Genomic DNA, 14,140 nt, shown 5'->3' with positions numbered 1-14,140 from the left:
AAGTCCTCGTCACCTTCAATATCGCTATCGTCGTTGATCGCAATCGAGATCGACTGCTTCCATTGCTGAGCAGCGAAAGTCAGCGTACCGGAGACGCTCCCATAGTCGCTGCCGCCCGATGCGGAACCGTCCGATGTCGAATAATCGACGGTAACCTCGCCTTCCAACTCGCCGTAGCGATAGACCGTCAATACGATCGAACCATTGGACTCTCCCGGATAGTAATACTCGTTCTCAAACGAAAACTCCCCGGCCATTTCGATTGCGTGAGCGGTTGAGCCGAATGCCTGCAAAACGAGTACGGCCGTGAGCAGAAGTGCAGCGAGCTTTTTCAATCCATTCATTCGATGGCCTGCAAATCTTAAACCTGTCATGTTCAACATCCTCCATGGATTTGAAATAGGAAAAACGTATGCTGTTCGACAAAGGGGGCTCCAACACCCATGCTGAAATAAGGATTCAACTTGGCCGAATCATAAAATCACCGTACTTCTCCAGTCCTCCGTAAACATAGCAATATCTTCAGTGATTGTCATATTTGATGCTCACATAGACGAAAACCTTCTTATCCCGACTATAATCTTTGTCCGTATGTCCCTTAACTCTCCACTCCGCTCTGTAACCTCCGGGCACCTCGGTAGCACTGTACTCGGTACCACCTGTGAGTAACGTCGTATCTTCCGGCAATCGGTTACCCTCGCCCACGGTCTCCAGACTAAGGTCATAATCTTCCCCTTCCGGGGAAGCCATGGAGACCTTAACGACTCCATGGAAACCTTCAGGGGGGCTCCAAGATCCACTCAACTCTTGTCCTGAGGTCGAAATGTACCCGTAATATAACAAAAACTCATAATTGGATCCGCCGTATGAATAAGTTTTGGAATCGGAAAGCTGAAAAGAGCCAGGAGCCGTATATGCTGCAGTAGTGACCGTCACTTCTTCTTTCACACTTTGATTGCCATCGGCATCGACGGCGACCAATGAAAAGAGGTAGGACGAATTTGGAGACAGCCCCTTCACTTCATAGTTTTTCAGGTCCCCGTTCAGGGTATCCAGCAGCGTATTATCTTGGTATACCAAGTACTTGTCTACACCCGTTTCATCTGTAGCCGGCTGCCAATTCAGCTGTACGCTGTTATAGGTCACATCGGTAACCGTCAGCACGTCGCCCTGAGGCCACTGTGGCACTTCAGGAGTGGCCTCTCCAAATTCTTGAACTTTTACGGGAGTATAACGGTTTGTCGTTGTTCTATCGCCGAGTTGGCCATCTCCATTATATCCCCATGCCCAAACGGTCCCGTCGCTCTTAAGGGCCAAACTATGCCAAAAACTCGCAGAGATGGCGGTTACCGAATCGAGACCCTGTACTTGAACGGGAGCATGACGGTCTGTCGTACTGCCATCGCCGAGTTGGCCAAATCGATTCTCCCCCCACGCCCAAACAGTTCCGTCACTTTTGACTGCTATACTATATTTATTGCCTACAGCTACGTAGACCACATCAGTTATGCTAGATAGCTGAACGGGGGTGGTACGTATTGTCGTTGTTCCATCGCCGAGCTGGCCACGGTCATTCCCCCCCCACACCCAAACGGTACCGTCGCTCTTGAGTGCCAAATTATTCCAAGTACCCGCAAAGATGGCGGTTACCGAATCGAGACCCTGTACTTGAACGGGAGTATAACGGTCTGTCGTAGTACCATCACCCAGTTCGCCATAATAGTTATTTCCCCACGCCCAGACGGTTCCGTCGCTTTTGAGTGCCAAACTATGCACCCAACCCGCAGAGATGGCGGTTACCGAATCGAGCCCCTTCACTTGATCAATATTCCTCGTGTAGTATTCGTCCGATCTGGTTCCATCACCCAGTTGGCCCGAATAATTTTTTCCCCACGCCCAAACGGTACCGTCGCTCTTGAGTGCCAAATGATGCTGATACCCCTCAGAGATGGCGACTGCCGAATTGAATTTATTGCCAAATTTAAAGGTAACTTGAGCCGGTATTGGGTTGGCGGTCGGATCATCCCAGCTTGCAGAAGGCGGCGTTATTCCCCACTCCCAGACGGTTCCATCGCTTAGGAGCGCCAAACTATGCGAATCATCTGCAGCTACGCTGCCCACCTCTTTAAGGCTTTTGATCTGAACGGGGGTATATCGGTTTATCGTACTTCCGTCGCCGAGCGCGCCCCAGTAATTATTACCCCACGCCCATACCGTTCCGTCCTGTTTTAGAACGAGGCTATGACTCCCTCCTGCTGCAACCATCGTTACGCCCGAATTCGAACTCGCTGAACCGGCCTCAGCATCGGCTGCCTGAAAGGGCAGAAGCAGCGTCAGCAACAAAAAGGCACAAACTAAAAGCATAAACCGTCGTTTCATCCATCTTCACTCCAACCAATTTTTACCTTAAATCTACCATATCACCGGAATCTACGAATCTGCCAAATGCACTATTACAAACCAAATCTACCAAAAATATCAATACAAGCATCGGTATATTTCGCATTGAATGAACTCGATATGGACGGAAATATGGTTGTTCAGTCAACAATCGGTCATTTAGAGATGATTATGGATGTGAAGAGGCATTTAATGGATTTATTTAAAGAGGTCTGAGGAAGTTGGTTGATTTAGAGCGCAATCCATCAGGCAACTTTGCACAGAATCAATGATTTACCTGAACAGGTTTGATGATGTTATTGTTCTTTTGACAACAATTTTCGGGAGGACATGAGTCGTGGGTAATACAGTTTAAGTTACTACTGAAACAGGATATGGAAAACAATTATAATTGAACTATGCTGCCAGTTACCTTAACGCCTATCAGTACATATGTACAAAATTTCTTATTTTGTGAAGATGTAAAAGAGAGCTGCCGCGGCAGCTCCTTAGAGTCCTTCATTGAATGCTAACGTGCCAGTAGCGTAATGATTCGATTTCTATCTATGATACGGCTCACCGCGCTGTCTGTAACGGCAAGTTTTAGGGCCATCCTTTACAGGATGGCCCGTTACTGTGTACGAGATCTCTTAATGTGTTCTAAAAACCTTTTGCTTCATCCCAAAAAGATTTGAATGTGTTGACGTTTTCGTATCTCAATTCACGATCTTCACTAACTGCTCGTAAAGCTACTTCGTAGAGCAGCTTCCCTGCTTCCCATTTGGAGAATGAGTGATCCATTTCTCCACCCAACAAACCAAATGCTATTGCACCCATTGTGAAAACGTTGGTCTTTGAGTCAATCGGGGCACCTAGTTCGAACTCTTCAGGCGCTTTTGATCTTTTTGCACCCCAGAAATTTTCCCCAATATCATTTACAGCGGGTGCTTTTCGGTAAAAATCTATGTCACATATTTTCGTTACATGGTTTGAAAAATCGTAAAGAATACTTCCGTCGTAGAAATCTACTGCAACATACCCTTTTGATTCAACGTAAGTATGAAAAGAAAAAATGGCATCTAGGGATTTCAATCGTTTTTCAATGGGCATATGTTTGTACTTGTAGAACGGTGAATCAGGGTGGGTGTGTTTTGGTGCTTCTGCAAAGGACCAATGCGAATGTAGACATTCACCTTCGAACCATTCAAAAATAGCTGCGTATCCGCTATCGGTACGGAAGTGATCAATCATTTGAATAAGGTGCGGATGATTTAAAGCTGGGTACAACGGAACTGCATCAGATAGCCGCGACACAGCATCTTGAGGATTTCCCGAAAATTCCAACGGCCTGGCTCCTGCATATTTAACGAATTTTTTCTTTCCATCCTTCTCAATTCCGAAACAGATATTACCTGAATCTTGTTGGTCAAATACACAGAACACTTTGCCAAGAGACCGCAACCATTCAAAATCGTGTTGTTCTTGAAGTTGAAAAGTAACATCATCGAAAGAAAAACCAACTGGAAAACCGCCTGTTTTAGTAGATAAATGATCCATACAATTCCCTCTCGTATTCTGGGGAATTACGTAGTTTACAGGGCTAGATATACGTTTTCCCCTTAATAAATTGCGCCCTACTTTTTATAATGTTTCTTTTCATAAGACAACGCCTCCTTTCAATAATCATGTTAATCTTACCACAATTCCCCAATCTATTTAAGATGTTTAGACGATTGGTCATCATTTGAGCAAAAACCGGATCAAATTCAATCACAGACATATATCATATTTTTGACCTACACCAAGGCCCCCTTTTTTAGGAGCTATTTTGATTTTCAGGAGGGTTGCAAGAATGAGGATCATCAAGACACAAAAGGATTTTGACACCCTGCGCCGCGAAAGCGCACTTTCGGCGGCACTCCTCGATCGGATCGAGGGCTACTTTCAGCAACTTAGGGATGAGCTTGAGGACGAGGTTGAGAGCGAGTTTTGCTTGGAAATCCACGGTTACATTGTCGTTCTCGAAGTGGGAGACAACGTCCGCGATCTCGGCAACGTCAGCCTGAGCCGCGAAGACGGAGGCCTGCTGGGAACTCGCCCCGAGTACGTCGAAATGCTCGACCTAGGCGAAGGACTCCAAGCGTACAAAATCGCTGTGCTGTACGACAACGACTACCTGATGACGTTCTTCACGCAGGCCGGAGCTTACGACGAGGAGGTGGAACAATGGCTGAAAGATCAAGCGGAAAGGCAAACGAACTGGTTCTCCAGAAGCTGAAAGTGATGTTCGAGCGGAACGAAAATGTAACCTCCGACTGCAGCGGGACGAATGTTTGGGTCATGCTCGTCGCGGCGGAACCCTTCTCTGACTCCCGCTATATCTGATGAACTGATTTCAAAAATCTTGTAAAAAAACAATTCGTAGCTATCTGCAAACTGTTCTGGGCTTAATTGATCTGCAACAAATCCATTGGGTGTCATACTTACCTTTTCAGAAAGCATCACTTTAATGATATTGTCCTTACCCATCTTTTGATCTCCTTTTCCATTTTCAAATTAGAATAACATCAGCTGCGCATCTGATATGAAAATAATAGCATTGGAGATGGCTGGGTTATAGGCAATGAATATCTTTAATTAACTTTACCCATATGGCGGCACAAGAGGGCTTGAACCTAAAAAACTTGAAGTTACTTACGGTAAGGTTCAGCATATCAGAATTAAACTATCTTGCCAGTTAGCGTAAAGAAGGACTACCACGCGGCAGCACCTTTCGGTGATAAACTATCGTACCCGTTAGCTTAACAAGGGATTATATCTATTCCTTTTCCGCCATCCATTCTTTGTATTCTGGTAAAGTGTATTCGTCAGTTTTTACGACCGTCCAATGATTGTCCTTATGTTCTAAGAAGACCTTTATTAAATATTCCCCTCCAGACTCATCGAAATCATTTCTCAAATAAATAATACTTCCATGAATAAGAACTACCACTTCATTATCGTTTATCCTTTTCACTTTAATTCGTTCATTACTTTCAATATTATAATTGGCATCTAACAAGTCAAAACTTTGATTTAAGGATTCAACCTCATTTTTCTCAATATTAACTCCTTGTTTAAGGTCAATATTATCTTTTAGATCTGGGTACTTATCCCACAGAATATTTATATCCTTGTTAACCACTGCTTGTGTTCTATAATACATGTACTCTCTTGCAGGCGTTATATATTTCACCCAATCAGATGATTCTGGCTCTACAAAACCTTCCATATCTGCTTTAGTATTACGGTTTTCAGTGAGGGTTGTATTTTGCTGACACCCCATTAAAGATACTAATATAACAACCATAAAACTTCTTAAAAGATAATTCTTCATATTCTACCCCCTATATTATAAGACAACCTTATTTTCCATAAGTTGCAAAAAAAGTTTAATTACTAATATCTCCGTGTACTATTTTAGCCGTTAGCTCAACGATGCTGCCGTTTCATGTCGGCAGCATCGTTCTGCTGATTGTCACGCTATCGTACCCGATAGTTGAGTGAATAACTATTTTGTATGGACAAAACAAGGATCAAAGTAAGTAATTCTCAAACAGTTGCTTTATAGAAGAGCAAGGTATATTTCCGGAGGTCTGCGGATATCCACGACGCTGATTTCGCTATCGCTCCATCGTCCTATCCGTCTCCTTCCGCCCTCTTGCCGGGCTTGCTGCCCAGACCCGCCTGGTCGTTTCACCCCCAGACCCCAGGTTCGACAGGATACCCTTTCTTCTAATTTGTGACGGGGACGATCATGGCGAAAAATGAATTAAGTGGATCGATAAGTCCATCTGAAATAAATAATACCCAAAATTATTAAATAAAAGCATAATTCGACAAAAATAGGTTCTAATGTACAATTGAACACAATATTTGTATTTGGATATGATGAATAAGGGGAAATGTATTGATACGCTCTTCGCAATCTTCACCGGGAAGAGCATTTAGAATCTCAGTTTTCTTTTCATCCTTCGGCCATTCCATTGTAAGCTCCAACCAACAGGGCTGAAAATTGGAACATATCGCTATAATAGCTCAATAAAATACGAAAAACCATAATTTCCAATATCGATGAAAGGGGTGAAAAAATGTAAACCTTACTAATAATGAATAAGCGGTTCCGGTCTCTGAGTCTTACCTCGTTGAAAAGCCGACTCTGTCTGGCATGGACGATCATCTTCGTCGCACAAGCATAGCCGAACTTAGGACAAGCATAGGCTTGATCCATATTTTACGGGAGGGAAATATTCATGAAAAAACGATATCGAATACTCGGCGTCATCTGTCTCCTTCTTGCTCTTGTCTCCAATACAGTGGTTGCTGCGGAAAATTCGTTGTTAAAGGTTGCAGGAGGGAGCGCTCATACTCTCGTTCTCCAAAATGACAGGACCGTATGGGCGTGGGGAAAAAATAACAACGGCCAATTGGGCGACGGGACTACAAATGATCGATTGACTCCCACTCAGGTAAAGGACGTAAAAAATGCAGTCGCCGTAGCTGCGGGGGGTGAACATAGTTTGGCGGTCAAAAGCGACGGGACGGTCTGGGCGTGGGGATTGAATGACTACGCCCAATTGGGCGATGGGACCACAAATAATCGATTGACTCCCGTTCAGGTGCAAGGTCTCAGTTCGGTAGTCGCCATCTCTGCGGGCCTTTATCATAATTTGGCTCTAAAGAGCGACGGGACGGTCTGGGCTTGGGGATTGAATACTTCTGGCCAACTGGGAGATGGAACGACGATCTACTATCGTGCAGTTCCGGTTCAGGTGCAAGGTCTCGATTCGGTGACCGCCATCGCTGCGAACGGTTCGCATAGTTTGGCGCTCAAAGCCGACGGAACCGTCTGGGCTTGGGGGAGTAATTTCAGAGGTCAATTAGGCATTGGATACTCCGAAGAGAATCGATTGACTCCCGTTCAGGTGCAAGGTCTCAGTTCGGTAGTCGCTATCATTGCGGGCCTTTATCATAATTTGGCAATCAAAAGCGACGGAACCGTCTGGGCTTGGGGGGAGAATTACTTTGGCCAACTCGGCGATGGAACGAATACGACTGCTTACACTCCTGTTCAAGTACAGGGTCTCAGTTCGGTAGTCGCTATTGCAGCAGGTTCTAATCATAGTTTGGCGGTCAAAAGCGATGGAACTGCTTGGGCATGGGGAACGGGCAAACTCGGCGATGAAACGAATACGACTGCTTACACTCCTGTTCAAGTACAGGGTCTCAGTTCGGTAGTTGCCATCTCTGCAGGTGGTTCGCATAGTTTGGCAGGAAAGAGCGACGAAACCGTCTGGGCGTGGGGTGATAACTGGGAGGGCCAACTCGGCGATGGAACCACAAATGATCGTTTGACTCCCTTTCAGGTATGCATCAAAAAATGTAGTAAGTGAAAGAATCTCAAAAAAAATGAGCCATCCTTGGGCCTCACGATAAGCCCTGCGGGGTTCATCTCACAGACGCCGGGGAAAAACTGGCCGTATTACCCGCCAATCCCCGGCAGATCAGTTCATTAGTCATCGATTTGAAGAGGCGTGCGCAGAGTTTGAACTGATTCATTAGCGCATACCGCCAAAGACACCCTACCAGGAGAAATTGTTGCGTTAATGTACGAAGGGCTACCATGCGGTAGCCCTTTAAGTGTTCAACTATCGTAACCCGTTAGCCATCCATGCCGCTCACACGACACCACAGATTATGGAGGTAATTGCGTTCTTCCATGGGAGCGAAATAAAACTTATACTTTTTCTTGAAATACACTGAATCTAATTGGCTTCTCTTTCATTGGAAGATTGAACTTCTCAAGATTTTCGATTTTAGCATAAAAATCCTCCACATCGCCTTCATAATCAAAATACCATTCGGCGGTTTCCAGTTTTCTTAATTCCTCCGTTAGTTCAAAAATAAATTGACAATGAAGTTGTTCCATATGCGAATATTCGTCCTCATCGTAGATTGAAAATTGCCTAACAAATTCGAAGTAAAAAAACTCCTCGCCTGTAAAGTCATATACCCCACATTGAAAAAGTAAAGCAATTTCATCTTCACCTTCTACTGGTTCTTTTCCAAACGCTTTAAATTCTTCCCAAACCTTTGCTATATCACTAGAATCACCTATTTTACTCTTGAGATAACTTTCTGCCTGTTCTACTTTAACCATTGCAACATCAACTCCTTAAAATAAATAAAGGTATTAAGTTATTCTTCCCGTGAACACAACGAAATAAAAACGGATGCCGAAACACCCGCTATTTCCGCTATCGTTTCCCGTTAGCTTAACAAGAAGCCGGTGGAGTTTGTGTCATGAACAAAGCCCGCTATTATTGGCGGGCTTTGTGTTGAATGAATGAGTCACTACTAGACAAATTTACTGTCGTAATCACCAAGCATTCCCTCAAGTGACTCTTCGGCATTTGCAGCTTTATCAATTGCTACTATCTCGGGAATTTCTTTTTCTCCTTTAAACTCATCGCCTGCTAGAATCCGTTTAGAGTTAGTTTTCATGTTCTCTTCGTGAAAAAAATTGTATTGCTTCATGTCCTTTTCACTTAGTTTAAAAAGTATCCTCAGCTCTTTTTTTGAGCATTTGTGTCTGCTATAAGCTCGCTATGCAATTTTAATTTATAAAATTCACTTAATTTCCCACCATCTTTTAACTCAATAAGTCGGTCTTTAATTTTACAAATATTTTTATCTTTGAAATGTCCAATCTCGTGCATTAACACGAATTTTGCAAACGTACTTGGAGAAACATTGTCTTCGCTTCCATAGTATTTCATCCATAGTTTATGCACACCTTTAACATTGATGACGGCCTTACCGATCCCATTTTGAGAAGGTATGTATTCGCCAGCTGCATCGTTTTCAGTTTGTCGATCAATCTCTATTTCTAAACCGCTGTACGTATTCTTGGCAGCCTTAATTGATTTTTTAAATTCATCCAAGTCAGAAACAAATAGTTGATAATTAGTCATTTCGTCTAAGACCCTCCTGTGACATTTGAATGCTGGCAGCCTCGTCCTGGTGTATATGGAACTAACGTTACCCGTTAGTTCAGCCACAACTACAAAAAGGATGGTGGTTCAAGACTTGTAATGTCTCTTTGTACCAAAGCAAATCTACGGTCTGCCAGCCACAGCGGCTCTGAAAAAGAAATCACCTCATTCTCCCCTCGATGGTAACCTCTACTTTTAAGTCGCGAAATTCGAAATCAGAGTCTCTGCCCTCGTAATTTTCCAGCTCATATTCCTTCGCCATTTCTGCATCATAAAATGCCGCTGATGCTACCCCTTTAATCTGAATTAATCCACTGTTATCAATCTCCCATTTGAATCGTTCAACAATTTGCTCAAATAGTAATGAAGCTTCATGCGCTTTTTACCAGCAAATGCTCCTGCTGTAATTAATTTATACTCTCTTGGCATTTCCTCGCCTCTCTAAATCTATATGTGAATATAGTAATTCCTCTCTTCATCACATACCAATTTTACATCTAACATCACCTTGGAACACAAGTAAATTGTTCCACTAACCTGCCCCGTTAGCTTAATGATACCCCATTTAAAAACGTGTCAGAAAGCATACTTTACAACACAGTGAAAATGGGCTTGTTTTATTATGCCATAACATCATAAATTCAATTTAGGCACGTGCCATGATGAAAAACGATATTTTGGCATAAAAATGAGAGGAACATAGATGGAAATGGCGTCCGTGAAAGACCAAAATCCCGAGCGGCAGCTTATTATTTAGATACATGGTTTAATACAAATCGCAATATCACAAAATAAGACGAAGCCCACTAACCTATGGTCGGTGGGCTTCTGTCTACTTATTCACTTTTCACAAGCTACTCCGTCTTTGTCACGATCTAGATTGAAACTATAACCCGGATCACCTTCATAAATTGGATCAGCTCCGGCAGCTCTTACAGCCGCGCAGTTGGCGTAATAAACATTTTCATTTTCCTCTTCCAATGCTGGTTCTTTTGTAGTTTCAGGTGTGCTGGTTGGAGTAGGTTTTTTTGAAGGAACAGCTATAGGTTTTGCAGTAGCGGCAGGCTTTGTTGTAGTTTGTGGTTTTGCTTCAACCACAACAGCGTTGCTCCCATCAATAACAAATAAGACACGTGTACCATCTTTATATTCCTCAAGTTGGTTCCCTACCCACGATCCAGCCCCGCGATTATCTGAAGAAAATACATAGGCTATATCCGCTCCTTCACCGCCTTCTGCGCACATTGCCATGGGCCATTCATCACGATCGTATCCATCTTTCGTTTTAATACCTTCTAAGGATTCATCGCGGTTCTCATCTGCGCCATTCCGATCAATGGTACAAACGGCAGATTCACCATTTTCGATTGCACTAAGAATATGTGCAGCAGTTTCAGGATATTTTTCAGAAGGGAAAGTGATGATTACGTCGTGTTCTAAATTCTGACTTGTAGTTGCAGGTGTTTTATCAGGAACTTCTGTAACCGTCGTAATTGGCACGGTTATAGGTTCAATTGAAGCATTAGGTTTTATGCTTGGTTCGACAACATCGGTCTTATCAGCAGCTTCTGGTGTTGCATCGGAAGGATCAATATTTGCTGTCTCGTTAATTAGCTGAGGTGTTGCAGGTGCTGTAGCAACGCAACCGCCAAAGGAAATTAAGAGAGCACCAACCCCCGATAAAAATATCCATTTAAATGTTTTTACATTTTTTTTAGATACCTTTCGAGTAATCCATCCTAATCCTCCAATTACCAAACCGATGATAGCAATAATAGCGAGTATAATAAAAAAAACAAACAACGTTTTTCCTCCATTCGTTTATTCTAATCTACAAAGGATAGTTTACAGTAATTGGATAAGGTTGGCGCTAGGTGTAAAAGAGTCAAGCTTGATTCAACTATCGTGTCCCGAGGGAGTTAAATAATGGTTCGGTTTCTATCCTAAACTGAATCCATTCGATACCTGTAACTTTTGTTTTAGTGGTTAGTCCACAAAATTCCCAAATTCCCGATTCCGAATTGGAAGGACCAGTAACCTGCCATTCATAAGCCAATTTGCGAGCAATTACTAGAGTTGAGAAAACGGCATGAGAAATATCCTCCTTATTTAAGGATGTGCTAAAACCAACATCAAATAAAGCCGAATCCTTCCAATAACGTTCACAGGATGTAAGGGTAGCATTCGTCTCACAAACCTCTTCAAATCTTGAGAGTAATCTCCGAGCTTTTTCTTCTGTATTCACTTTGAAAAACGCATGCCAATGAATGCTTTTATGCATTTAAATCCCCCTAACTGCTGTGCTCTTTTCATTAAATATTCTATAAGAATATTCAATACACCTTTCTTCAGCAGCCCGATAGTTCAGCAGGATGCCGTACGGTTTTCGGCTGTTCGAAGAGGGGGAAGGACCCCATGAAGGAAAGGCTTCTGGAGGCCCGAGGATCTGCGTCCGGCCTTATCACCAAATCGCGGGTGCAAAGAAGGCCGCGGGATTGCCCCGTGGCCAATCATTAAGTATCGTAAACAGAGTAATAATCTTCAGTGATTGTCATATTTGATGCTCACATAGACGAAAACCTTCTTATCCCGACTATAATCATTACCTGTATGTCCCTTAACTCTCCACTCTGCTTTGTAACCTCCAGGCACCTCGGTAGCACTGTACTCGGTACCATTTGTAAGTAACGTCGTATCTTCCGGCAATCGGTTACCCTCTCCCACGGTCTCCAGACTAAGGTCATAATCTTCCCCATACGGCGAGGACATGGAGACCTTAACGACTCCATGAAAACCTTCAGGGGGGCTCCAAGATCCACTCAACTCTTGTCCTGAGGACGAAATGTACCCGTAATATAACAAAAACTCATAATTGGATCCACCGTATGAATAAGTTTTGGAATCGGAAAGCTGAAAAGGAGTCGCATATGCAGCAGTAGTGAACGTCACTTCTTGTTTCACACTTTGGTTGCCGGCGGCATCGACGGCGACCAGTGAGAAGAGGTACGACGACTTTGGAGACAACCCCTTCACTTCATAGCTGCTCACATCCCCGTTCAGAGTATCCAGCAGCGTATTGTCTTGATATAGCAAGTACTTGTCTACACCCGTTTCATCCGTGGCCGGCTGCCAATTCAGCTGTACGCTGTTATAGGTCACATCGGTAACCGTCAATACATCGCCAACAGGCCACTGAGGTGCGGTAGTGTCCCCGGGTGCATCGTTTAGACGGAACAGAGTACCCTCGACCGCTTGGTACCATGTGCCGTTGTGATAAGAGGGAGCCAGATCATGATAACTGACGGACGTAAGTTTTTTCGGTTCCTTATCTCCAGGATGGTACATATACAGTTCGCTATTGTACGTAATCGCCAAAGTTCCGTGTTCGTTCAAAGCGCGGATTTTCGGATTTCCGTTGAAATATGTCACTTGGGTCACAGTTCCCTGAGGAGATTCCAAGAAAATTTGTCTGCGTCCGCTCGGTGTGTGCTTCGTGTAGGCGATCCAGCCCTGATTGATCTCGAAATCAGAATGAGGCCACGTTTTGTCATCATAGGATGTAGATTTACTGAGTTCCGTGAGAGAACCGTCTGCATATTTCAATATATCGCGGTTATTGGTGTTAAGCAGCACGGTCTTTCCGTCAAACACGGGCGATGGATAATAGAGACTGGTTTTGATTAGTTGCCTGCTTGTGCCATCGGGCTGAAACAGGGTGATTCCCTCGTTATTAGCTGCGACAAAGCTGCCGTCCGCAGCCAGCGCGACATTGCCCACTCTTCCGAAATTGCGGATCTCCCCGGTTTCGGTGTCGATCAGATCTGCTGTCCAGTCAGAGAAAGCATATTTTCCGTTGGTTCGGACAGTAGCCTGCGAGCCGTAGCCCGAGAAGGTTTCGCCCATAGCCTTCAGTTGACCGGAATACCATAGGAACAGTTCGCCATAGTTCTCGCCTGTTAAGACATTCATCACTGCACCTGAAGGTGTCAGCAGCGACTTGCCCACATACCTATTGGGAGCATCATAAATGACGGTTTCCGTCCCATCCGTGCGATTCTTGATCCGAACCTTGGTGTCCGTGCCCCTGTAAAGGATTCGGGTATCGTCGAAATCCAAAATCGTTCCTTCCACGTTATCTACCGGAATTACCGTAGTGGGATCAACGTACAAATGATATTCCGAAGAAAAACGCAAATAGCGGTTTCCATCATATACTTTTACCCGGTAGGTAACAATCTGATTCTTATAAGCAGTCAGATCGAATTCATGGTCCAGGGAACCTTTAGCTTCAAGCGTCTCGATTACTCGATCTGCAGTTGAGAGCGATACGCTGATAACCGGCATGGATAGCTCGTCCTTTGTGCTGACGAGAGCTCGGAACTTGCCGTTCTGCACGAGATGATGCTTCGATACACCGGTGATCTGGACTTCCGGAGGAGCATCGTAGAGGAAGTTTGCCTTCCCTGTACCCGTTTGGTCCGTATAATCCAAGGCGGTAACGGTGACGGTCTTTTGACCCTGTTTCAGTCCGTCCAAGGGGAAATTGGCAGTCCACTTACAGACCTCGTCGCAGTAGTCAGGCGCGAGCTCCACCTCCCGATCGTCTACCTTCGCTGTCACTTTTAGAATCTCATACTCGGACTGTACCTGCACGGATATCGAAACCTCCGTATTTTGTGGTTCACCGAAGCGATAATTTTCGATGCTTACCTTAATTTCTCCTGCAG

At 44.2% G+C, this 14,140-nt stretch carries 13 protein-coding genes and 1 pseudogene; 2 read left to right on the top strand and 12 right to left on the bottom strand.

From position 1 onward, the window contains the following. From AC0YNZ_RS30645 to AC0YNZ_RS30635, 3 genes are all read right to left on the bottom strand, one after another. A partial coding sequence (locus tag AC0YNZ_RS30645) for a Calx-beta domain-containing protein (protein ID WP_475830153.1) occupies nt 1-374 on the bottom strand: 374 nt, incomplete at its 3' end. A gap of 148 nt (nt 375-522) precedes the next feature. Next, nucleotides 523-2,379 (bottom strand): RCC1 domain-containing protein, encoded by a 1,857-nt coding sequence (locus AC0YNZ_RS30640; RefSeq protein ID WP_475830152.1) that lies wholly within the window; start codon nt 2,377-2,379, stop codon nt 523-525. 660 nt (nt 2,380-3,039) lie between these two features. Further along, on the bottom strand, nt 3,040-3,936 hold the full coding sequence (locus AC0YNZ_RS30635) for a serine/threonine protein kinase (RefSeq protein WP_475830151.1): 897 nt from the start codon (nt 3,934-3,936) through the stop codon (nt 3,040-3,042). A 295-nt stretch (nt 3,937-4,231) separates the two neighbouring features. Here AC0YNZ_RS30635 and AC0YNZ_RS30630 point away from each other — a divergent pair, with 295 nt between their 5' ends. Then, nucleotides 4,232-4,657 (top strand): hypothetical protein, encoded by a 426-nt coding sequence (locus AC0YNZ_RS30630; RefSeq protein WP_475830150.1) that lies wholly within the window; start codon nt 4,232-4,234, stop codon nt 4,655-4,657. Here the strand turns inward: AC0YNZ_RS30630 and AC0YNZ_RS30625 are convergent. Further along, nucleotides 4,618-4,908 (bottom strand): hypothetical protein, encoded by a 291-nt coding sequence (locus tag AC0YNZ_RS30625; RefSeq protein WP_475830149.1) that lies wholly within the window; start codon nt 4,906-4,908, stop codon nt 4,618-4,620. The genes AC0YNZ_RS30630 and AC0YNZ_RS30625 overlap by 40 nt on opposite strands. Nucleotides 4,909-5,197: 289 nt before the next feature. Beyond that, entirely contained in the window at nt 5,198-5,755 is a 558-nt protein-coding gene (locus AC0YNZ_RS30620) for a hypothetical protein (protein WP_475830148.1), read from the bottom strand. A gap of 916 nt (nt 5,756-6,671) precedes the next feature. On the opposite strand from AC0YNZ_RS30620, the gene AC0YNZ_RS30615 reads away from it, so the two are divergent. Further along, nucleotides 6,672-7,811, top strand: coding sequence for an RCC1 domain-containing protein (locus AC0YNZ_RS30615; protein WP_475830147.1), 1,140 nt, complete (start codon nt 6,672-6,674; stop codon nt 7,809-7,811). Between the two features lie 344 nt (nt 7,812-8,155). Here AC0YNZ_RS30615 and AC0YNZ_RS30610 read toward each other — a convergent pair whose 3' ends face one another. The 7 genes and pseudogenes from AC0YNZ_RS30610 to AC0YNZ_RS30580 form a co-directional block, all read right to left on the bottom strand. After that, on the bottom strand, nt 8,156-8,578 hold the full coding sequence (locus tag AC0YNZ_RS30610; RefSeq protein WP_475830146.1) for a hypothetical protein: 423 nt from the start codon (nt 8,576-8,578) through the stop codon (nt 8,156-8,158). Nucleotides 8,579-8,775: 197 nt separating this feature from the next. After that, complete coding sequence (locus AC0YNZ_RS30605; RefSeq protein ID WP_475830145.1) at nt 8,776-8,955, bottom strand: hypothetical protein; 180 nt, start codon at nt 8,953-8,955, stop codon at nt 8,776-8,778. Nucleotides 8,956-8,984: 29 nt separating this feature from the next. Beyond that, the gene (locus tag AC0YNZ_RS30600) at nt 8,985-9,392 is read right to left on the bottom strand and encodes a hypothetical protein (RefSeq protein ID WP_475830144.1); all 408 of its coding nucleotides are present in this window, start codon (nt 9,390-9,392) and stop codon (nt 8,985-8,987) included. Nucleotides 9,393-10,253: 861 nt separating this feature from the next. Further along, entirely contained in the window at nt 10,254-10,511 is a 258-nt protein-coding gene (locus AC0YNZ_RS30595) for an excalibur calcium-binding domain-containing protein (protein WP_475830154.1), read from the bottom strand. 18 nt (nt 10,512-10,529) lie between these two features. Further along, nucleotides 10,530-10,907: pseudogene (locus AC0YNZ_RS30590) on the bottom strand (excalibur calcium-binding domain-containing protein); the annotation flags it as partial. Nucleotides 10,908-11,313: 406 nt separating this feature from the next. Next, nucleotides 11,314-11,694, bottom strand: a complete 381-nt coding sequence (locus AC0YNZ_RS30585; RefSeq protein WP_475830143.1) for a hypothetical protein — start codon at nt 11,692-11,694, stop codon at nt 11,314-11,316. A gap of 260 nt (nt 11,695-11,954) precedes the next feature. Next, a partial coding sequence (locus AC0YNZ_RS30580) for a fibronectin type III domain-containing protein (protein WP_475830142.1) occupies nt 11,955-14,140 on the bottom strand: 2,186 nt, incomplete at its 5' end.

It is taken from the genome of Paenibacillus sp. J2L1-98 (assembly GCF_056269405.1).
Note: the sequence above shows the minus strand (reverse complement) of the source record. Positions and strands in the feature narration are given on the sequence as shown.

What these genes read in the sequence shown, in the direction of transcription:
- AC0YNZ_RS30640 (WP_475830152.1), bottom strand. Translation starts at nt 2,379, where the DNA reads ATGAAACGACGGTTTATGCTTTTAGTTTGTGCCTTTTTGTTGCTGACG.
- AC0YNZ_RS30635 (WP_475830151.1), bottom strand. Translation starts at nt 3,936, where the DNA reads ATGGATCATTTATCTACTAAAACAGGCGGTTTTCCAGTTGGTTTTTCT.
- AC0YNZ_RS30630 (WP_475830150.1), top strand. Translation starts at nt 4,232, where the DNA reads ATGAGGATCATCAAGACACAAAAGGATTTTGACACCCTGCGCCGCGAA.
- AC0YNZ_RS30625 (WP_475830149.1), bottom strand. Translation starts at nt 4,908, where the DNA reads ATGGGTAAGGACAATATCATTAAAGTGATGCTTTCTGAAAAGGTAAGT.
- AC0YNZ_RS30620 (WP_475830148.1), bottom strand. Translation starts at nt 5,755, where the DNA reads ATGAAGAATTATCTTTTAAGAAGTTTTATGGTTGTTATATTAGTATCT.
- AC0YNZ_RS30615 (WP_475830147.1), top strand. Translation starts at nt 6,672, where the DNA reads ATGAAAAAACGATATCGAATACTCGGCGTCATCTGTCTCCTTCTTGCT.
- AC0YNZ_RS30610 (WP_475830146.1), bottom strand. Translation starts at nt 8,578, where the DNA reads ATGGTTAAAGTAGAACAGGCAGAAAGTTATCTCAAGAGTAAAATAGGT.
- AC0YNZ_RS30605 (WP_475830145.1), bottom strand. Translation starts at nt 8,955, where the DNA reads ATGAAGCAATACAATTTTTTTCACGAAGAGAACATGAAAACTAACTCT.
- AC0YNZ_RS30600 (WP_475830144.1), bottom strand. Translation starts at nt 9,392, where the DNA reads ATGACTAATTATCAACTATTTGTTTCTGACTTGGATGAATTTAAAAAA.
- AC0YNZ_RS30585 (WP_475830143.1), bottom strand. Translation starts at nt 11,694, where the DNA reads ATGCATAAAAGCATTCATTGGCATGCGTTTTTCAAAGTGAATACAGAA.